At 67.4% G+C, this 18,920-nt stretch carries 19 protein-coding genes; 3 read left to right on the top strand and 16 right to left on the bottom strand.

Going from position 1 to position 18,920, the window contains the following annotated elements; all coding sequences use genetic code 11:
- Positions 1–205 precede the first annotated feature (205 nt).
- A complete protein-coding gene (locus DIE12_RS12165) occupies positions 206–1,078 on the top strand; it encodes a LysR substrate-binding domain-containing protein (protein ID WP_124520700.1) in 873 nt (290 codons plus the stop codon).
- Between the two features lie 31 nt (positions 1,079–1,109).
- Here DIE12_RS12165 and DIE12_RS12160 read toward each other — a convergent pair whose 3' ends face one another.
- The 9 genes from DIE12_RS12160 to sapR all read right to left on the bottom strand — a co-directional run bounded on the left by DIE12_RS12160 (position 1,110) and on the right by sapR (position 9,072).
- A complete protein-coding gene (locus tag DIE12_RS12160) occupies positions 1,110–1,445 on the bottom strand; it encodes a type 1 fimbrial protein (RefSeq protein WP_124520698.1) in 336 nt (111 codons plus the stop codon).
- Positions 1,446–1,809: 364 nt separating this feature from the next.
- On the bottom strand, positions 1,810–2,064 hold the full coding sequence (locus tag DIE12_RS12155; protein ID WP_124488210.1) for a GlsB/YeaQ/YmgE family stress response membrane protein: 255 nt from the start codon (positions 2,062–2,064) through the stop codon (positions 1,810–1,812).
- Between the two features lie 145 nt (positions 2,065–2,209).
- A complete protein-coding gene (locus DIE12_RS12150) occupies positions 2,210–2,971 on the bottom strand; it encodes an ABC transporter ATP-binding protein (RefSeq protein WP_124520696.1) in 762 nt (253 codons plus the stop codon).
- Positions 2,968–3,882 (bottom strand): ABC transporter ATP-binding protein, encoded by a 915-nt coding sequence (locus DIE12_RS12145; RefSeq protein WP_124520694.1) that lies wholly within the window; start codon positions 3,880–3,882, stop codon positions 2,968–2,970. The genes DIE12_RS12150 and DIE12_RS12145 overlap by 4 nt, the downstream gene beginning before the upstream one ends.
- Position 3,883: 1 nt before the next feature.
- Positions 3,884–4,798: a nickel transporter permease gene (nikC, locus tag DIE12_RS12140; protein WP_124492228.1), complete on the bottom strand. Its 915-nt coding sequence runs from the start codon at positions 4,796–4,798 to the stop codon at positions 3,884–3,886.
- 66 nt (positions 4,799–4,864) lie between these two features.
- Positions 4,865–5,935, bottom strand: coding sequence for an ABC transporter permease (locus tag DIE12_RS12135; RefSeq protein WP_124489613.1), 1,071 nt, complete (start codon positions 5,933–5,935; stop codon positions 4,865–4,867).
- Between the two features lie 10 nt (positions 5,936–5,945).
- Positions 5,946–7,547: an ABC transporter substrate-binding protein gene (locus tag DIE12_RS12130; RefSeq protein ID WP_124520692.1), complete on the bottom strand. Its 1,602-nt coding sequence runs from the start codon at positions 7,545–7,547 to the stop codon at positions 5,946–5,948.
- Between the two features lie 64 nt (positions 7,548–7,611).
- The gene (gene ddpX / locus DIE12_RS12125) at positions 7,612–8,175 is read right to left on the bottom strand and encodes a D-alanyl-D-alanine dipeptidase (RefSeq protein ID WP_124489615.1); all 564 of its coding nucleotides are present in this window, start codon (positions 8,173–8,175) and stop codon (positions 7,612–7,614) included.
- A 15-nt stretch (positions 8,176–8,190) separates the two neighbouring features.
- The gene (sapR, locus tag DIE12_RS12120; RefSeq protein ID WP_044843248.1) at positions 8,191–9,072 is read right to left on the bottom strand and encodes a sap1 transcriptional regulator SapR; all 882 of its coding nucleotides are present in this window, start codon (positions 9,070–9,072) and stop codon (positions 8,191–8,193) included.
- Between the two features lie 257 nt (positions 9,073–9,329).
- Between sapR and DIE12_RS12115 the strand changes: the two genes are divergently transcribed.
- A complete protein-coding gene (locus DIE12_RS12115) occupies positions 9,330–9,578 on the top strand; it encodes a helix-turn-helix transcriptional regulator (protein WP_044843249.1) in 249 nt (82 codons plus the stop codon).
- Between the two features lie 3 nt (positions 9,579–9,581).
- Positions 9,582–10,913 carry a type II toxin-antitoxin system HipA family toxin gene (locus DIE12_RS12110; protein ID WP_124520690.1) on the top strand — a complete coding sequence of 444 codons (1,332 nt, stop codon included), beginning with the start codon at positions 9,582–9,584 and terminating at the stop codon, positions 10,911–10,913.
- A gap of 36 nt (positions 10,914–10,949) precedes the next feature.
- Here the strand turns inward: DIE12_RS12110 and DIE12_RS12105 are convergent, their stop codons facing one another.
- The 7 genes from DIE12_RS12105 to DIE12_RS12075 form a co-directional block, all read right to left on the bottom strand.
- On the bottom strand, positions 10,950–12,203 hold the full coding sequence (locus DIE12_RS12105) for a hypothetical protein (RefSeq protein WP_124520688.1): 1,254 nt from the start codon (positions 12,201–12,203) through the stop codon (positions 10,950–10,952).
- 26 nt (positions 12,204–12,229) lie between these two features.
- On the bottom strand, positions 12,230–12,772 hold the full coding sequence (locus tag DIE12_RS12100; protein WP_124520686.1) for a class I SAM-dependent methyltransferase: 543 nt from the start codon (positions 12,770–12,772) through the stop codon (positions 12,230–12,232).
- Positions 12,773–12,851: 79 nt separating this feature from the next.
- Positions 12,852–14,441: an ABC transporter substrate-binding protein gene (locus tag DIE12_RS12095; protein WP_124520684.1), complete on the bottom strand. Its 1,590-nt coding sequence runs from the start codon at positions 14,439–14,441 to the stop codon at positions 12,852–12,854.
- A 138-nt stretch (positions 14,442–14,579) separates the two neighbouring features.
- Positions 14,580–14,912 carry a sugar ABC transporter ATPase gene (locus DIE12_RS12090; RefSeq protein WP_124520953.1) on the bottom strand — a complete coding sequence of 111 codons (333 nt, stop codon included), beginning with the start codon at positions 14,910–14,912 and terminating at the stop codon, positions 14,580–14,582.
- A 247-nt stretch (positions 14,913–15,159) separates the two neighbouring features.
- Positions 15,160–15,489, bottom strand: a complete 330-nt coding sequence (locus DIE12_RS12085) for a hypothetical protein (protein ID WP_044843255.1) — start codon at positions 15,487–15,489, stop codon at positions 15,160–15,162.
- Between the two features lie 135 nt (positions 15,490–15,624).
- Entirely contained in the window at positions 15,625–16,545 is a 921-nt protein-coding gene (locus tag DIE12_RS12080; RefSeq protein WP_124520682.1) for a bestrophin family protein, read from the bottom strand.
- 12 nt (positions 16,546–16,557) lie between these two features.
- Positions 16,558–18,882 carry an FdhF/YdeP family oxidoreductase gene (locus DIE12_RS12075; protein ID WP_124520680.1) on the bottom strand — a complete coding sequence of 775 codons (2,325 nt, stop codon included), beginning with the start codon at positions 18,880–18,882 and terminating at the stop codon, positions 16,558–16,560.
- Positions 18,883–18,920 lie beyond the last annotated feature (38 nt).

The raw sequence follows: 18,920 nt of genomic DNA, 5'->3' as shown, positions 1-18,920 counted from the left end.
GGACGTCGTCGCGTCGGCGTCACGCATCGCGGCGGGCGCGCTAGTTCCTACGACCTGAGCGCCCGGCGCACCTCGCGTAAAGCCCGCGTTTGGCTTATCGTGTCGATCAGCGCGCGCCGATGTCGACGCGCGGTCCTGCCGCGCCGTCGTCCGGCGCGGTCGATCCGCGATCCGCGGTCCGTTTACCCGCCTTACCCGCTTCGTCATGCGCCGACTTCCGCCCCTGCACGCGCTGCAGATCTTCTCGACCGTGGCTCGCCACCGCAGCTTCACGCGCGCGGCCGAGCAGCTGTGCCTCACGCAGGGCGCGGTGAGCCGGCAGATCCTGACACTCGAAGCGCACTACGGCTTTCCGTTGTTCAAGCGGCACGCGAAGGGCCTCACGCTGACGGCGGAGGGCGAGCAATTGCTGCCGGTCGTCAACGAGAGCTTCGCGCGGATCGAGGACATCTCGATGAAGCTCACGCGGCAGCGCACCGATCTCGCGCTGAAGGTGCCGACCTGCGTGATGCGCTGGATGCTGCCGCGCATCATGCGCTTCCAGGGCGAGCATCCCGATCTCCACGTGCAGATCACGACCGCGTGGCAGCACGTCGTCGATTTCTCGGCCGAGCCGTTCGATGCGGCGGTCGTCTATGGCACGTCGCCGGGCGCGGGCGTGTTCGCGCTGCCGCTGTTCGACGAGCGGCTGACGCCGGTGTGCGCACCCGAGCTGCGGTACGCGACGCCGCTCGATGCGGTTGGCGATCTCGCGCGCCATACGCTGCTGCATCCGACGCGCGACCATCGCGACTGGCGCGCGTGGCTCGATTACGCGGGTGAGCGTGCCGTCGACGCGGAGCGCGGGCCGACCTTCGACACGCTCGATCTCGCGACGAACGCGGCGATGCAGGGCTTCGGCGTCGCGATCGGCGACGTGACGCTCGTCGACGACGACGTCAGCGCGCGCCGGCTCGAACGGCCGTTCGACATCGTGCTCGAGACCGGCGCCCGCTATTTCTTCGTCTATCCCGAGAGCATCGGCAGCCAGCAGAAGATTCGCGCGTTCAGCGACTGGATCGCCAGCCATCGCGACTGACGCGCCACGCGACGCCGGCGGCGCGTGTTGCTTACTGATAGGTGACGACGGCGATCATCGGCGCATGCGCGTTGCCCGGGCGGTCCGGTAAAACGATTGCGCGCGACGCCTGCGTAAAGGTCGTGGTCTTGATCGTGCGCAGGCTGGCCGCGTCGACGAACGCGACCTGTCCGGTCGCCGGACGCGGGCAGTCGGTGCGCACGTGGGCATGCGCGATATCGGCGGTGTCGAGCGCGAACGAGCACGGCGGCTCGACGATCATGCCGGTGAAGTGGATGATGCCGGACGCGCCGGCGGCAAATGACGAGGACGAGGCCAGAAGCGCGGCAGCCAGGGCAAACGAGGCGGCAAACAGGCGATGCTTCATGACAGGCTCCAGAGAGGAAGCGCGTCGCAGCGGGGCCGCTCGAATGGCAGTCCGTCAACGCTGCGGTGCTGTATGCGTAAACGGCAAATCCATCGGACCTCTTGAATGAAAAGACGGAAATAACGGCAATAAGCAAATGACGCCGTATTCCTTCAATCAATTTATCTCAAATTTGTGCGGCCGCAAGTCAGGGTATTGCCGGTGGCGTACGCTTGCGGAAGGGGCGTCAATGGATGCGGCATTTGCCGGTAAATCGTTGAGGATTCAACGATTCGAGGCGGGCGCGAATTGAGGTGTGCAAAAAGAAAAACGGCCGCTCGTGTGAACGAGCGGCCGTTGTGCACCGACGCGGGCGATGCGGCGGTCAGCCCGCGCGCTTGCGCACCGCGCCGACGATCACGAGCAGCACGATCGCGCCGATGATCGACGCGATCCAGCCCGCGCCCTGGCCCGGCGCATACCAGCCGGCAGCGCGGCCGATGTAGCCCGCGACGAGCGAGCCGACGATGCCGAGCACGATGGTCATCAGGATACCCATCTTGTCGTCGCCGGGCTTGAGCGCACGGGCGAGGAGGCCGACGATGAGCCCGACCACCAGGGTTTCGATGAATTGCAGCATGAACGCCTCCCTATAGCTGTTGAGCTGTTGACGAAAGGACATGGACCCGCGCGGCGCGCGAGGGTTCCATTCGGCGGCGCGTCGGCGCACTGGCGCACCGACGCACGGGGTGCCGAGTATCGCACGCCCGCGCGTCGCGCACATGTCAGGCGACCGGATCGAGCCGGCGGTACCCTTCTGTCGCGCGCAGCAGCGTGCGCGTGTAGTCGCGTGCCACCTGCCCGGCGCGCACGTCCTCGATCCGCAGCTGTTCGACGATCTCGCCATGCTGCATCACCGCGACGCGCTGGCACAGGAAGCCGATCACCGCGAGGTTGTGGCTGACGAGGATCATCGTCAGGTTGCGTTCGCGATGCAGGCGGCGCAGCAGGTTCAGGATCTCCGCCTGCACCGACACGTCGAGCGCGGAGGTCGGCTCGTCGAGCAGCAGCACGCGCGGCTCGACGATCAGCGCACGCGCGATCGCGACACGCTGGCGCTGGCCGCCCGACAGCTGGTGCGGATAGCGGAAGCGGAACGCCGGGCCGAGCCCGACTTCGGACAGCGCGCGGGCGATGCGCGCGTCGGCGTCGTCGATCCCGTGGATCGACAGCGGCTCGCGCAGCGTCTGGTCGACCGTGAAGCGCGGATGCAGCGACGCGTACGGATCCTGGAACACCATCTGCACGTGGCGGCGGAATGCGCGGTCGGGCGTGCCGCCGACGGGCCGGCCGTCGATCGACAGGCTGCCGCCCGCGAGCGGCACGAGGCCGGTCAGCGCACGCAGCAGTGTCGACTTGCCGGAGCCCGATTCGCCGACGAGCCCGAACACTTCGCCGTCGCGCACCGCGAAGCTCGCATCGCGCACGGCGTCGACATGGCCCGTGCGGGTCGGAAAACGGATCGAGGCGTGATCGACGTCGATCATGGTGCGGACTCCTGTTGTGCCGTCGCAGCGCTTGCAGGCGAAACCGTATCGAGCCACGCCGGATCGCGCCGCAGCACCGGCAGTTCGTCGGGCGGGTTCGCGAGCGGCGGGTTCGCCGCGAGCAGCCCGCGTGTGTAGGGATGCGTGGCATTGCGCAGGTCGCGCGCGGCGCAGGTTTCGACGACGCGGCCCGCATACATCACCGCGACGCGATCGCAGAACGACATCACGAGCGGCAGGTCGTGGCTGATGAACATCAGGCCGGTGCCGTGCCGCGCGATCATCGCGTCGAGCACCGCGAGCACCTGCATCGATACCGCGACGTCGAGCGCGGAGGTCGGTTCGTCGGCGATCAACAGGCGCGGGCCGGTCGACACCATCATCGCGATCATCACGCGCTGGCCCATGCCGCCCGACAGCTCGTGCGGATACGCATCGGCGACGCGCGCCGGATCGCGGATCTGCACGGCCGCGAGCGCATCGACGATCCGTTCGCGCAGCGCGCGGCCGCGCAGCCCCGGCTCATGCAGCCGGAATGCTTCGCCCATCTGCTTCGCGACGGTCATCACCGGGTTCAGCGAATACTTCGGATCCTGCAGGATCATCCCCATCTGGCTGCCGCACAGGCGCCGGCGTTCGCTCGCCGATATCGCGAGCAGATCGTGGCCCGCGAAGCGCATCGTGCGGGCCGACCAGCGCGCGGCTTCCGGCAGCAGGCCGAGCAGCGCGCGGCCCGTCAGCGATTTGCCGGAGCCCGATTCGCCGACGATGCCGAGCCGTTCGCCGGGCGCGAGCGTCAGCGACAGGTCGCGCACCGCGTCGGACACGACGCCGTCGTGTCCGCGAAACCCGATCTTCAGGCCGTCGATCTCGCAGAGCGGCGCGGCGGCGTTGACGGAATTCAGTGACATGTCACGCTCCATGACGCGGATCGAAGACGTCGCGCAGCCCGTCGCCGAGCAGGTTGAACGCGAGGCTGACGAGCAGGATCGCCGCGCCGGGCAGCGTCGCGACCCACCACGCGTCGAGCAGCACGTTGCGGCCGGACGCGACCATGAAGCCCCATTCGGGGCTCGGCGGCTGCGCGCCGAGGCCGAGGAAGCCGAGGCCCGCGACGGTCAGGATGATGCCGGCCATGTCGAGCGTCGCGCGCACGATCACCGACGACATGCACAGCGGCACGATGTAGCGCAGCAGGATCCGCGGGCCCGATGCGCCCTGCAGGCGCGCCGCGTGGATGTAGTCGGCCTGCGCGATGCGGATCGTCTCCGCGCGCGCGAGCCGCGCATAGGCGGGCCACGCGGTGATCGAGATCGCGACGACCGCGTTGATCACGCCGGGCCCGAGCGCGGCCGCGAACGCGAGCGCGAGCACGATCTTCGGGAACGCGAGGGCGATGTCGGTAATGCGCATCAGCACGCTGTCGACGAAACCGCCGCAATAGCCGGCCGTCGTGCCGATCGCGAGGCCGATCGGCACGACGATCACGACCACGAGCAGCGCGATGCCGAGCGTGAGGCGCGAGCCGTCGATCAGCCGCGAGAGGATGTCGCGGCCGAGCTGGTCGGTGCCGAGCCAGTGCGACGGCGAGCCGGGCGGCAGCAGGCGGTCGGACAGCACCTGGCGCAGCGGATCGTGCGGCATGATCAGCGGGCCGACGATCGCGACGACGATCAGCGCGACCAGGATCGCGAGCCCGAACAGGTTGAGCGGATTGGCGGCGAAGCGGCGCCAGCGGCGATACGCAAGGCCGAACGCGGCCTGCGCGCGCGACGCGGGCGCATCGGAAAGCAGCCACGCGCGCAGCGTGAGACGCTCGGCATTCATGATCGGGACACCTTCGGCATGGACGGGAAAGGAAGCAGGGCGGCAGCAGTCATGTCGCGGCAGCCCTCAGCGCGCACGCGGATCGAACACGCGGTACAGCGCGTCGGTCAGCAGGTTGACGGTGATGAACATCGCGCCGATCACGAGCGTCGCGCCGAGCACCGCGTTCATGTCGGCGTTCAGCAGCGCACCCGTCAGGTACGAGCCGAGCCCCGGCCACGCGAACACGATCTCGGTCAGCACCGAGCCTTCGAGCAGGTTGCTGTACGTGAGCGCGATCACGGTCAGGAGCGGCACCGCGATGTTCCCGAACGCGTGCCGCCAGATCACGCGGCGCTCGGACAAGCCTTTCGCGCGCGCGGTGACGATGTATTCCTGGCTCAGCTGGTCGAGCATGAACGAGCGCGTCATCCGGCTCAGGTACGCGACCGAGTAGTAGCCGAGGATCGCGGCCGGCAGCGCGATGTGCGACACCGCGTTGCGGAACACGTCCCACTCGCCCGCGAGCGCCGCGTCGATCAGCAGGCTGCCCGTGCGCGGGTCGACCATCCCGTCGTACACGGGATCGAGCCGGCCGGGGCCGCCGACCCAGTGCAGCCGCGCATAGAACAGCAGCAGCCCCATCAGCCCGAGCCAGAACACCGGCACCGAATTGCCGATCAGGCCGACGAAGCGCGCGACGTGGTCGATCGGCCGGTTGTGCTTCACCGCGGCCGCGACGCCGAGCGGCACGCCGATCGCGATGCCGATCAGCGTCGCGATCGTCGCGAGTTCGAGCGTGGCGGGGAACACGCGCCTGATGTCGTCGAGCACCGGGTTCGACGTCAGCAGCGACATGCCGAGATCGCCGTGCAGCACGTCGCGCGCGTAGATCATGAACTGCGTGACGAGCGGCTTGTCGAGGCCCAGCGCGAGGCGCTCGGCCGCGTACGCCTCGGCCGACGCGCGATCGCCGAGGATCGCGAGCACGGGATCGATCGGCACCTTGCGGCCGATCACGAACGTCAGCGCGAGCAGCCCCGCGAACGTGACGGCGAGCGTGAGCGCCCAGCGCAGCACGCGCAGCGCCCAGCGTACGGCCGGGCGGCGCGCGGGCAGCGTGCGCAGTGCTTCGAGGGAGGAGACGGGAGTCGACATGCGGCGAATCTTATTGCTTCTTCAGGTTACGGTACGACACGAGATCGTTGATCGGTCCGACTTCGAGCCCGCTCACGCCGGGCCGCGTCGCGACCTGCGCGATTTTCTCGAACATGATCACGAACGGCGAGCGCGCGAGCAGGTCCTTCTGCATCGCCTGATACCGTTGCGCGCGTTGCGCGGCGGTCGGCTCGGCGAGCGCGGCGTCGGTCTCCTTCGTCAGTTGCGGAATGTCCCAGCTGTTGCGCCAGGCCAGCATTTTATAGCTCGACTTGTCGGAGTTGTCGGGGTTCCATGCGAAACCCTGCGCGTTGCTGTGCGGGTCGATGTAGTCGGCCGACCATTCGCCGATATAGATGTCGTGCTGGCGCGCACGGTATTTCGCGAGCGTCTGCTTGTTGTCGCCGGGAATCAGCTGCACCTTGACGCCCGCCTGCGCGAAGTTCGCCTGCACGGCCTGCGCGATCTCCGTATACGGATAGTCGTTGCGCACGTCCATCGTCACCGAGAAGCCGTTCGGCACGCCGGCCTTCGCAAGCAGCGCCTTCGCCTTCGCGACGTCGAGCTTGTACGGGTTCGCCTTCAGCGTGCCGAGGAAGCCTTCGGGCAGGAAGGTCTGGTGCACCTTGTAAGTCGTCTTCACGACGTTGGTCTGGATGCCGGAATAATCGATCAGCCACTTCAGCGCTTCCTGCACGTCGGGCTTCGCGAGCGTCGGGTTCTTCGTGTTCAGGCCGAGATAGAGCAGCGTCGCCTGCGGCGAGGCCATCACCTTCGCCTTGCCGGATTTCACGACCGACGCGAGATCGTCGGGGCTCAGGTCGCGCGCCGCGTCGACGTCGCCGTTTTCCAGCAGCAGGCGCTGGCTCGCCGCTTCGGGCACGTGGCGCAGCACGATGCGCTTCATCGCGAGCGGCAGCCGGTAGCCGTCGAAGCGCTGCAGCACGATGCTGTCGCCGGCCGCCCACTTGACCAGCTTGTACGCGCCGGAGCCGGCCTCGTTGGTCTTCAGCCATGCGTTGCCGAAGTCGTCGCCCTGCTGGTGCGACAGCAGCAGCTTCCTGTCGAGCACCGACGCGGGCCACGAGCCGAGCACGTTCAGCACGAAGGTCGGCGCGTATTTGTGGTCGGTCGTGATCGACACCGTCTGGTCGTCGAGTTTCTTCACGTTCGCGACGACGTTCGCCTTCGTGAGGCCGATGCCGGTCAGCACGGCGGCCGGGCCCTTGTCGAGCAGCACCGCGCGCTGGATCGACCAGGCGACGTCGTCGGCCGTCAGCGGGTTGCCCGAGTGGAACTTGAGGCCCGGGCGCAGCTTGAACGTATAGGTCAGCCCGTCGGGGCTCACCGTCCACGACTGCGCGACGTCGCCGTTGAATTTCGACGGATCGCGCAGGTCGACGCGCACCAGCCGGTCGTACGTGTTAGCGACGTATTCCTCCGGCACCAGCTCGTAGATCTCGCCGGGATCGAGTGTCGTGAATTCGTCGAGCAGCGTGGCCATCACGAACATGTCCTTCGGCGTTTCCGCGCGTGCGGCGGCAAGCGGAACGGCGGCGAGCACGGACGCGGCGGCCAGCGCCGCGACGAGCCGGGAGGTCAGGGGCTTCATGTGCGTTTCTCCATGTGTCGTTGAAGTCGTTGAACGTGAACGGTGAAGGGAACGTGCAGTGTCGTTACATCAGGCGCCACGGGCCGCTCGCGGCGTTGTCGATCTGCGGCAACGCATGCGAACCGGGCAGCTCGTAGTGCCACCACTCGCTGTCGATATGCGCGAAGCCGGCCGCGTGCATCACGCCGAGCAGCAGCAGCCGGTTGCGTTGCACGGCTTCGGGCAGCCCCGCGTGGAAGTGGCCCGACGCGGCCACCATCTCGTCGAAGCCGGTGCCCATGTCGACCGCCTCGCCGTTCGCGTCGACGAGTGTCAGGTCGAGCGCGGTGCCGCGGCTGTGGTTCGAGCCGCGGCCGAGATCGGCGACGAAGTTCGGGTCGGGCAGGAAATCCCACAGCACCTGCTGCGCCTGCGGCGGCCGGTACGCATCGTAGACGCGCAGCGTGAAGCCGGCCTGCGCGGCGACGTCGACCGCGCGGCGCAGCGCGGCTTCGGCAGGCTCGAGCAGCAGGCAATGCGCGCGGCGGTAGATCGCCTTGCCGGTCAGGTTGCGCTCGGTCGCGTAGACGAGATCGATCTCGACGCGATGCGTGGCGGGCGTGATTTCGACGAGGCGGGGAGGGTTCATCGGCGGTCGGGGCGCTCAGGATTCGAATTGGTCGAACGTGCGCTGCAGTTCGCGGTTGCGCGCGACGCGCCGGTCGATCGCGGGGCCGAGGCGGTCGACCACGGCGGTGATCAGCAGGTTGAACAGGCAGGTGAGCGGCGCGAGCGAATCCCAGAACTGGCCGACGTCGGTCTTCACCTGCAGCAGGTCGGCCGGCCATTCACGCGCCCATGGGCAATAGAGATCGGTGACCAGCGCGAACGGCTGGCCGCGCTCGGCGGCCGCCTGGCAATAGCGGCGCGCGCTGCGCGAATAGGCACGCGTATCGGTGACGATGCAGTACGGCCGCTCGAATTCGGAGTTCAGCGAATCGACGTACGAGCCCGACTGGCCGTCGGAATAGAACACGCGAGGGCGCAGGTATTCGAGATAGCTGCTGAACGCATTGCTGATGCCGCGGGTCGACTGGATGCCGAGGATGAACACGGCGTCGGCATGCGCGATCCGGTCCGCGACCTGCGCGAACACGGGTTCTTCCGCGAGCCGGTAGACGTGGCGGATCGCGTCGAGTTCGCGATCGAGCGACGATGCCAGCGTGCCGTCGCTGCGGGTGCCGTCGCCGTCGCTCACGTGTGTGCCGGCGGCGCGGCGATATTCGTCGAGGCGATCGGTGATCATCCACGGGCGATCGCTGCCGCCGCGCAGTTCGCGTTTCAGATCGTCGAGGTTCCGGTAGCCGATGCTGCGCAGGAAGCGCCCGACCGAGATGCCGCTGGTGCCGGCCTGCTGCGCGATCTGGTCGGCGGTTTCGAGCCCGAGACGGTCGAGATTCGCGAGCATGTAGCTCGCGATGCGCTTCGCGGTCGGCGTCAGCTCGGCAAAGCGGGATTCGACGGTATGGGCGAACGCGCAGGTCATCGGTCTGTTAGATGTTTGTCATCGGATGATTCGGTGTCATCCATCTAACAAAACCAAAATCATTCGCGCCAGCGGATAAAAACTATGGTTTGGCGGAGGGTGATAGGGTCGGGTACGCGTCCCCGACGGCAATGTCGCGATGCGTAATCACGCAGATTATTTCTGACAGAGATATTTTACGCTTATGTCTGTCAGCAATAATTTGCGTTTATGTCTGTCAGAGATATACTGCATTTATTGCCTACTGGACCCGAGCCGTGGATTTCATCGTCAATACGCCCGCGCAACTGGGCGAAATCCTGTCGTCCGCGCGTCAGGCCAAGGGGCTGACGCAAGCCGAGGCGGCGGCGCGCATCGGCGTCGGCCAGTCGCGCCTGTCGTCGCTCGAGACCACGCGCACCGCCAGCCTGTCGCTCAGCCAATTGCTCGAACTGACCGCGCTGTACGGTCTCGAGCTCAGCGTCCGCACAAAGGACGGGCGCGACGCTGCCGACATCGACTGGTAAGCGATGGGGCGCAACTCGCACACCCGCGCGCTGTCGATCTGGGCCAACGGCCAGCGGGTCGGGACATGGCGGATCCCGGCGCGCGGCGACATGGAGTTGCGGTACGACGCCGGCTGGAAGCAGTCCGCCGCGGGCCGCCCATTGTCGCTGTCGCTGCCGTTCGGCGTCGGCGATACGCCGTTGCGCGGCGAGCGTGTGAACCACTACTTCGACAATCTGCTGCCGGACAGCGACGCCATTCGTCGCCGGCTGGCATCCCGGTTCGGCACGGCGACGATCGAGCCGTTCGATCTGCTCGCCGCGCTCGGCCGCGACTGCGTCGGCGCGGTGCAACTGCTCGGCGAGGACGAAGTACCGGCCGGCCATGACCGCATCGACGGTACGCCGTTGTCGGACGACGAGGTCGCGCGCGTGCTCGATCAGGCGAGCGGGGTGGCAGGTGGCGCACACGACGACGACTTCCGCCTGTCGCTCGCCGGCGCGCAGGAAAAGACCGCGCTGCTGTTTCACGAAGGGCGATGGATGCGCCCGCATGGCGCGACACCGACGACGCATATCCTCAAGCTGCCGCTCGGTCTGGTCGGCAACAAGCGTGCGGATCTCACCGCTTCCGTCGAAAACGAGTGGTTGTGTCTCGCGATCCTGCGCGCGTACGGCCTGCCGACGGCCGATGCCGAAATCGTGCGTTTCGGCGAGCACAAGGTGCTGTCGGTCGCGCGTTTCGATCGTGCGCTGCATCGTGAAGGTGGATGGCTGTTGCGCTTGCCGCAGGAGGATTTCTGCCAGGCGCTCGGCGTGCCGCCGCATCTGAAATACGAATCGCAGGGCGGCCCCGGCGTGCCGGATCTGGCCGCCATCCTGCGCCGGTCGGAAACGGCGCAGGCTGACCTCGACACGCTGTTTGCCGCACTGATCGTGTTCTGGATGCTTGCCGCACCGGACGGGCATGCGAAGAACTTCAGCCTGCGCCTGCTGCCGGGCGGTCGGTTCCGGTTGACGCCGCTCTACGACGTGATGTCGATCTGGCCGGTCGAGGGCGACGGCGCGAACCAGTGGTCGTGGCACAAGGCCAAACTCGCGATGGCCGTGCACGGCAAGCGCAAGCACTACGCGATGCGCGACATCACACGCAGTCACTTCAGTGCGATGGCCGAGCATTGTCTGCTCGGCGATATCGCGACGCCGATCATCGAACGGCTGGTCGCCGCGACGCCGCACGTGATCGAGTCGGTCGGCGCGACGCTGCCGGCCGGGTTTCCGGCGCGGATCGCCGAACGCATTCTGGGCGGATTGCGGTTCGCCGCCGAACGTCTCGCCGAAACACCGCGCGCCTGACGTCGGGCGGCGAACCGCCTACGCGTCGTCCACTGCCTACTGCTGCATGTCCGGCGCCTCGCGCAGCCGCCAGATCGCGTTGCACTGCTGGCCGCCGAGGCTCGTCGAGCGCAGCGTGATGACGGTGCCGGCCGAGATCCGATACCAGAAATGGGTCATCAGATCAGGGCCCTTGTGCTGCGCCTGCCCATCGATCAGCACCTCGCATCGCAGCGGCGACGGCGAGCCGGACGGGTGCGTGATGTACACGTTCAGCCGCGCGATGTCGCGGGTCGCGGTCAACACGATCTCGTGGTTCCCGCTGCCGACGAGCATCGTGCCGCCCGGTTCGTCGAGCGCCTGCAGGTACGCGCCCGCGCTGCCCTCGATCGCGGCGGAGTTGACGGTCAGCCCGGCCGAACGCACGTATTCGGTCGCGGCGATGCGGGCGGCGGCCGTGTCGGACAGTGCCGGCGTGCCGTCCGACAGCGCGAACGGCATGCCGTCGCGCAATGCGGCGTCGACATGGTTCGCGTAGTAGCGCCAGCGATCGAAGAAACGGATGTCGCCGGTCATGTGCAGCGCGCGGATCGGTTCGCCCTGATAGCGCAACGTCGTGGTGCCGTTGCTCGGATCGAACGATTCGTGAATGCCGTTCTTGCTGACGAAGTTCTGGACCGGGTCGAGCAGCGCGGTTTCGCCGCGCGCGCCCCACAGGTGCAGGAACGTCGTGTCGATTCCGAAGCATTCCTGAAAGTCGGTGCCGATGCGGGCGACGCAGTCGCGCAGATGCGCCGCGAAACGCGCCCACGCGGTGGCCGTGCCGGCGACCAGTCCGGCCTGCAGCGCACCGCCGTGACGCGCCTGCACGTCGTCGACGACGAGACGCCAGTGCGCGTCGCGCCGCTCGCCGATCAGCGGCGTGACGACGAACGTGCAGAACAGCGGGTCGGGGCATGCGTACAGGCGGTCGTCGGCGATCCGGGAGAACAGGTCGAACGAGGACGCGCAGAACCAGATGTCCGCGTCGTACAGCGCGAGTTTCGTGATGTGCGGATTGCGCGCGCAATAGTCGGCGGCCTCGATGAAGCGGCCGACCGGCAGCGCATGCGCGCTCGACGCTTCGATCACGTCGACCGACTGGCTTTCCAGGATGCGCCGCTTGCGTTCGGACAGTCCGTAGCCGATGACGGCCACCTGCCCGTCGTAGCCTGTCTGCCGCAGCGACAGCAGGAACGGCACGAGCATCTCGTACCACGCGCGGTTGTTGTCGTTGATCGCCACGCAGACCGCGTGTCCGTTCGCATGCATGGTGCCTCCCGTTGCGCGTGCGCGGCTCAATAGCCGACGTGACGCTCGCACACGACCGCGCCGCAGCCGCGGCTGTCGTGATACGTGATGTGAAACTGCTTGTTGTCCCACAGCCACTGGAATACGGCCTGGTAGACGCCCGACGTGTTCATGTCGTGCAGCACGATCTTCTTGCGCGCGAGTGGGCCAAACCGGTTCAGTTCGGCGAGCGTCTGCTCGTACGTGTGCGTGGTGTCGATGAACAGCAGGTCGCACGCGAGCGGGTCCATTGCAAGGTCATCGGCAATCCTGAATTCGAAGTCGATCGCCAGTTCCTGCGCCGCGTGCTTCAGCTCGTCCTGGATGTGGAAATACTGATCGGTGATGTCGACCGACACGAGCCGCTTCGGCTGCGCGAGCATGAAGGCCGTCGTGGTCAGTCCGGTGAACACGCCCAGCTCGAGGATGCTGTCGCATCCGGCGGCCGTGCGGGTATAGAAGTCGAAGCGCGACGGGCTGTCGCCGAGCCAGCCGATCGGTTCGATCTTGTACTGGAGGAATTCCAGCCGCAGGTCTTGTAATGAGCGCATTGTGTAGTCCCCGAGCGAAGCGTATTGGATGACGGATGCGCCCGCGCGCCGGCGTTGCCGGTCGCGCGGGCAGCCGGCCTTATTTCGCCAGCGTCCGGTACGACACGAGGTCGTTGATCGGGCCGATCTCCGGCCCGGTCGTGCCGGGGCGCGTCGCGACCTGCACGACCTTCTCGAACATGATGATGAACGGCGAGTTCGCGAGCACGGCCTTCTGCAGCGCCTCGTAACGCTGCGCGCGCTTCGCGGGCGACGGCTCGACCAGCGCGGCCTCGGTGTCCTTCGTCAGCTGCGGGATGTCCCAGCTGTTGCGCCACGCGAGCATCTTCGTCTTCGACTGGTCGGAATTGTCCGGATTCCAGGCGAAGCCGCGCGCATTGCTGTTCGGGTCCATGTAGTCGGGCGACCATTCGCCGATGAAGATGTCGTGCTGGCGCGCGCGGTACTTGCCGATCGCCTGCTTCGCATCGCCCGGGATCAGCTTCACGCGGATGCCGCCCTGCGCGAAGTTGGCCTGCAGCGCCTGCGCGATCTCGAGGTACGGATAATCGTTCGGCATGTCCATCGTCACGTCGAAGCCGTTCGCCAGGCCGGCCTTAGCGAGCAGCGCCTTCGCCTTCGCGACGTTCAGCTTGTACGGGTTCGCATTCAGCGTGCCGAGGAAGCCTTCCGGCAGGAAGGTCTCGTGGACCTTGTAGGTCGTGCTGACGATGTTGCGCTGGATGCCGTCGTAGTCGACCAGCCACTTCATCGCCTGCTGGACCTCGGGCTTCGCGAGATTCGGGTTCTTCGTGTTCAGGCTCAGGTACAGCAGCGCGGACACCGGCCACGACGCGACCTTGATCTTGCCGGCCTTGGTCAGCGCGGCGAGGCTGTCGGGGCTCAGGTTGCGCGCGGCGTCGACGTCGCCGTTTTCCAGCAGCAGCCGCTGCGCGGATGCCTCGGGCACGTGGCGCAGCACGACGCGTTTCATCGGGTACGGCGCGCGGTACTTGTCGAAACGCTGCAACACGATGCTTTCGTTCGGCGTCCACTTGGCGAGCTGGTACGGGCCCGAGCCCGCGTCGTTGGTCTTCAGCCAGCCGCTGCCGAAATCATTGCCCTGCTGGTGCGACATCAGCAGCTTCTTGTCGAGCACCGACGCCGGGCACGCGCTCAGCACGTTGAGCACGAAGCTCGGCGCGTACTTGCGGTCGGTTTCGAGCACGAAGGTCTGCGGGTCGACCGCGCGCACCTTCTGCATCACGTTCGTTTTCGTGAGGCCGAGATCGGCGAGCACGCCGGCCGGGCCCTTGTCGAGCAGGACGGTGCGCTGCAGCGACCATGCGACGTCGTCGGCGGTGACCGGGTTGCCGGAGTGGAACGCGAGGCCGGGGCGCAGCTTGAACGTATAGGTGAGCCCGTCGGCGCCGACCGTCCAGGATTGCGCGATCTGCCCGTCGAAGCGCGTCGGGTCCTTCAGGTCGACCCGCACGAGCCGTTCGTAGGTGTTCGCGACGTACTCGGACGGCACGAGCTCGTAGATCTCGCTCGGATCGAGGGTCGTGAATTCGCCGAGCTGGGTGGCGACGACGAAAATGCCGGGCGGCGTCGCGGCCTGCGCCGGCAGCGCCGGAACAAGCGCGACGAGCGCGGCGCTGACGAACAGCCGGGACAGCAGGTGCTTCATGCGGGCTCCGTGGAAAGGGAATCGTGGTGCGATTCTCTCATCGACGGCCGCCCGGATGAAAAAATTCGACGGGCGCGCGGAACGGCGCCCGGGGGAAGCGGCTTGCGTGCCGGGCGCGGTGCCCGGCAGCGGCGGCGGTCAGATCACGCAGCGCGCGATCGCGAAGCGCATCGCTTCCTCGGCCGGCTCGCTGCCCGAGCCGCGCACGACCTTGACGACCGAACCGTGGCCCGACGGCGTGAGCGTGACGAAGTACGAGCGCGAGCCGACGGTGATGTCGGTCACGCCGTTGTGCTGCGATTGCTCGGTACCGGACAGGCGGCTGTCGAGGCAGTTGGCGATCGCGTGGGCCGGACGCGCCGACGACACGTAGATCATCGGCGCCGGGCCGGACGCGGCCGAGTCGGACGAGGGCGCGGAACCGCAGGCGGCGAGCAGGGCGGCGGGAATGAGCAGCAGGAATCGTTTCATGATCGGAATCGTCGTGTGTCTCGTGTCGAGGCTGGGGCGCGGGGTACGCGAAACGCGAAGCTTCGCGACGAAACCGCCGCAATCGTGCCGTTTTTGACGGTCGATACGGGCGGCGGCTGACGTCGGAGTATACCCGCGGCACTTGACACGAACGGCCGGCTGAAACGATTCGATACAACAACAAGCGCCCGCTGTCGCGCGGCGGCAGCGGGCGTTTCAAGCGATGGCGAATCGACGTTTGCCGGCGTTATTGGCCGATCTTGTGGCTGACCGCATTTTCCTGCTGGTTCAGCACGTGCTTTTCGCTCTGCGTAATGTGGCCGCGATCCTGCGCGGCCATGTCCCGCTCTTCCCGGCGGATCCTGCGGTCGTCACGGTGCAGGCGCGCGGCCCGGGCGTGCGACATCTCGCCTTCCTTCACTTCGTGACGGATCCGGCGATTCTGGTTGGCGAGACGCTGGTTGACCTCCTCGCGGCGCGGATGCGCCTGCTGCCACGGCGTTTCGGCGAACGCGGTGCCGGTCAGCACCGACATCAGGGTGGCGGCGATCGCGAGATGGCGGGTAAGGGCTCGCATGACGTTTTCTCCTGTCGTTGCGCGTCACGAAACGTGCGCGCTTGTCGAAAAAACGCTGTGCGGGCCCCGGCTGTTGACGTTTCCGGCTGTATCGCTTGCAAGTGTTTATTACAGCGCGTCGGCCGTATCGGCCCGTCAGGTGAGCCGATACGCCGGGCCGGGCGTCACCTCCGCCGGCAGCGGCTCGCGGTTCAGTTCGAGCAGCGTGCGCTCGATCGTGCGCGTCATCGCATCGAGCGCGAGGTGGTTCGGCCCGTCGCCGAACGGCTCCGCGATCGCATGCGCGATCGCGTCGAGCGCGATCAGCGTATAGGCGACGAACACGGTGACGAACGGCGTCGCCGCGCCGATCGAATCGACGAGACCGAACGGCAGCAGCACGCAGTACGCATAGATGGTCCGGTGCAGCAGCACGTCGTACGAGAACGGGATCGGGGTCGACGCGATGCGCTCGCAGCCGCTCACCATCGACACCAGATCGTCGAGGCGCGCGTCGAGCATCCACAGCCGCGTATCGGCGAGACGGCCCGCATCGGCGCGCGCGGCGAAGGCTTCGCGCAGTTCATGAACGATCGCGATCGGCGCAAACCGGGCGGCGACGATGTGTGCATAGGTCGCGTCGTCGAGCAGCGTGCGCAGGTCCGGCGCCGGAGCGGTGCCGCGCAGCTGATGCTTCAGCGCATAGACGAACGCGACGACCTTGCGCACGAACGCCTGCCGTGAGGCATCGTCGCCGTCGACCGCGCCGTAGCAGAGCGCCTGGGACACCAGCGTGCGCGTGGCGGTCAGCACGCCACCCCACAGCTGCCGGCCCTCGCGATAGCGTTCGTAGCTCGCGTTGTTGCGAAACCCCGCGAAGATCGCGAGCGTGAGACCGATCAGCGTGAACGGCGTCGGGTTCAGCGGCACCTTCTCGCCGAGCACGCGGCCGCCACCCCACACCGCGACGAGGCTGATCGCGAGCGTCAGCACGAGCTGCGGCAGGATGGTCGGCAGCACCGACCCGTTCCAGACGAGCAGCATCCGCAGCCAGTGCTCGCGCGGCCGGACGATCATCGCGGCGCTCCGTCAGGCGGCAGCCGACGCCGGCGCGGCCGCGCGGTGCAGCAGCACCGGCACCGACTTCGACGTCGGCGTGTTGCACACGTCGCCGACGCTGTCGAGCGGCACCAGCGGGTTCGTTTCCGGGTAATACGCGCCGATGCAGCCGCGCGGGATGTCGTATTCGACGAGCAGGAAGCCGTCCGCGCGCCGCTCGATGCCGTCGTGCCACACGGTTTCCATGTCGACCCGGTCGCCGGCCTTCAGGCCGAGCATCGCGAGGTCGTCGCGGTTGACGAACACCACGCGGCGCTGGCCGTACACGCCGCGATAGCGGTCGTCGAGCCCGTAGACGGTCGTGTTGTACTGGTCGTGCGAGCGCGTCGTCATCAGCGTCATCAGGCGCTCGCCGTGCAGTGCGCGGGCGCGCTGGATCGGCGTGTCGGTCGGCAGCGCATGCGCGATGAAGTTCGCCTTGCCCGTCGGCGTCAGCCATTCGCGATCGCGCGACGCGACGCGCAGGTGGAAGCCGCCCGGCCGCGCGATACGCGTGTTGTAGTCGTAGAAGCCGTCGAGCGTCGCCTCGATCGCGTCGCGGATCTTCGCGTAGTCGTCCTTGTACGCGAGCCAGTCGATCTTGCCGCTGCCGAACAGCGCGTGGCCCATGTGCGCGACGATCGCCGGTTCCGACATCAGGTTCGCGGACGCCGGCTTGTTCATCCCGTACGACACGTGGACCATGCTCATCGAATCCTCGACCGTCACGCCCTGCGCGACGTTGTCCTGCAGGTCGATCTCGGTGCGGCCGAGCGTCGGCAGGATCAGCGCGTCGCGGCCGTGGATCAGGTGGCTGCGGTTCAGCTTCGTCGTGATGTGCACGGAGAGATCGCAGCGGCGCATGCCTGCCCACGTGCGCGGCGTGTCGGGCGTCGCCATCGCGAAGTTGCCGCCGAGGCCGATCAGCACCTTCACGTGGCCTTCGAGCATCCCTTCGATGGTTTCGACGACGTCGTAGCCGTGGTGACGCGGCGGCTCGAAGTCGAACACGTGGCCGAGCCGGTCGAGGAACGCCTGCGACGGCTTTTCCTCGATCCCGACCGTGCGGTTGCCCTGCACGTTCGAGTGGCCGCGCACCGGGCACAGGCCCGCGCCGGGGCGGCCGATGTTGCCGCGCATCAGCATCAGGTTCGTCAGCATCTGCACGGTCGCGACCGAATGCTTGTGCTGCGTGATGCCCATGCCCCACGTCGCGATCACGCGCTCGCTGCGCGCGTAGCGCTGCGCAAGGCCGTCGATCTGCTCGTACGGCACGCCGCTTTCGGCCGTCAGCGCGGACCAGCTTTCATTGCGCAGATCGTCGGCGAACGCGTCGAAGCCGGCCGTGTGCTCGTCGATGAACGCGGTGTCGAGCACGCGCGGCGCGCCGGCGGCGCGCGCGGCATCGTCGAGCTCCAGCACGCGCTTCGCCATCCCCTTGATCAGCGCGAAATCGCCGCCGATCGTCGGCTGGATGAAGGTCGATGCGATCTTCGTGCCCGACATCGTCAGCATCTCGAGTGGGCTTTGCGGATCGGCGAAACGCTCGAGCCCGCGTTCCTTCAGCGGGTTGATCGACACGATCGTCGCGCCGCGCTTCGCGCATTCGCGCAGCTCGCCCATCATCCGCGGATGGTTGGTCGCCGGGTTCTGGCCGAAGATCAGCAGCATGTCCGCGTGCTCGAAATCGTCGAGCGTGACGGTGCCCTTGCCGACGCCGACCGACGCCGGCAGTCCGCGGCTCGTCGCCTCGTGGCACATGTTCGAGCAGTCGGGGAAGTTGTTCGTACCGTACAGCCGCACCAGCAACTGGTACAGGAACGCCGCCTCGTTGCTCGCGCGGCCGGACGTGTAGAACGCGGCCTGGTTCGGGTCCGGCAGCGCGCGCAGGTGGCGCGCGATCAGCTCGAACGCTTCGTCCCACGCGATCGGCACGTAGCGGTCGGTCTGCGCGTCGTACACCATCGGGTCGGTCAGGCGGCCGTGTTGTTCGAGCTCGAAATCCGACTGTTCGAGCAGCTCGGTGACCGTATGCGCGGCGAAGAATTCGGGCGTCACGCGCTTGCTCGTCGCTTCGGCGGCCACGGCCTTCACGCCGTTTTCGCAGAATTCGAACGTCGATGCGTGCTGGCGGTCCGGCCACGCGCAACCCGGGCAGTCGAAGCCGTCGGGCTGGTTCTGGCGCAGCAGCGTGCGGTAGTTGCCGCCGGTGACCTTTTCCTTGATCAGGTTGATCGTGACGGCTTTCAGCGCGCCCCAGCCGGCAGCCGGGTGGGTGTACGGTTCGATGCGCGCGGCGGCGGATTTCTTTTTCATGATGCAGGGTGTCAGGGGCGATGCACGCAGAGTACGCG

The sequence above is a fragment of the Burkholderia sp. Bp9015 genome (genome assembly GCF_003853505.1).
Lineage (GTDB): Bacteria > Pseudomonadota > Gammaproteobacteria > Burkholderiales > Burkholderiaceae > Burkholderia.
This window is presented reverse-complemented; position numbering and strand designations above follow the sequence as displayed.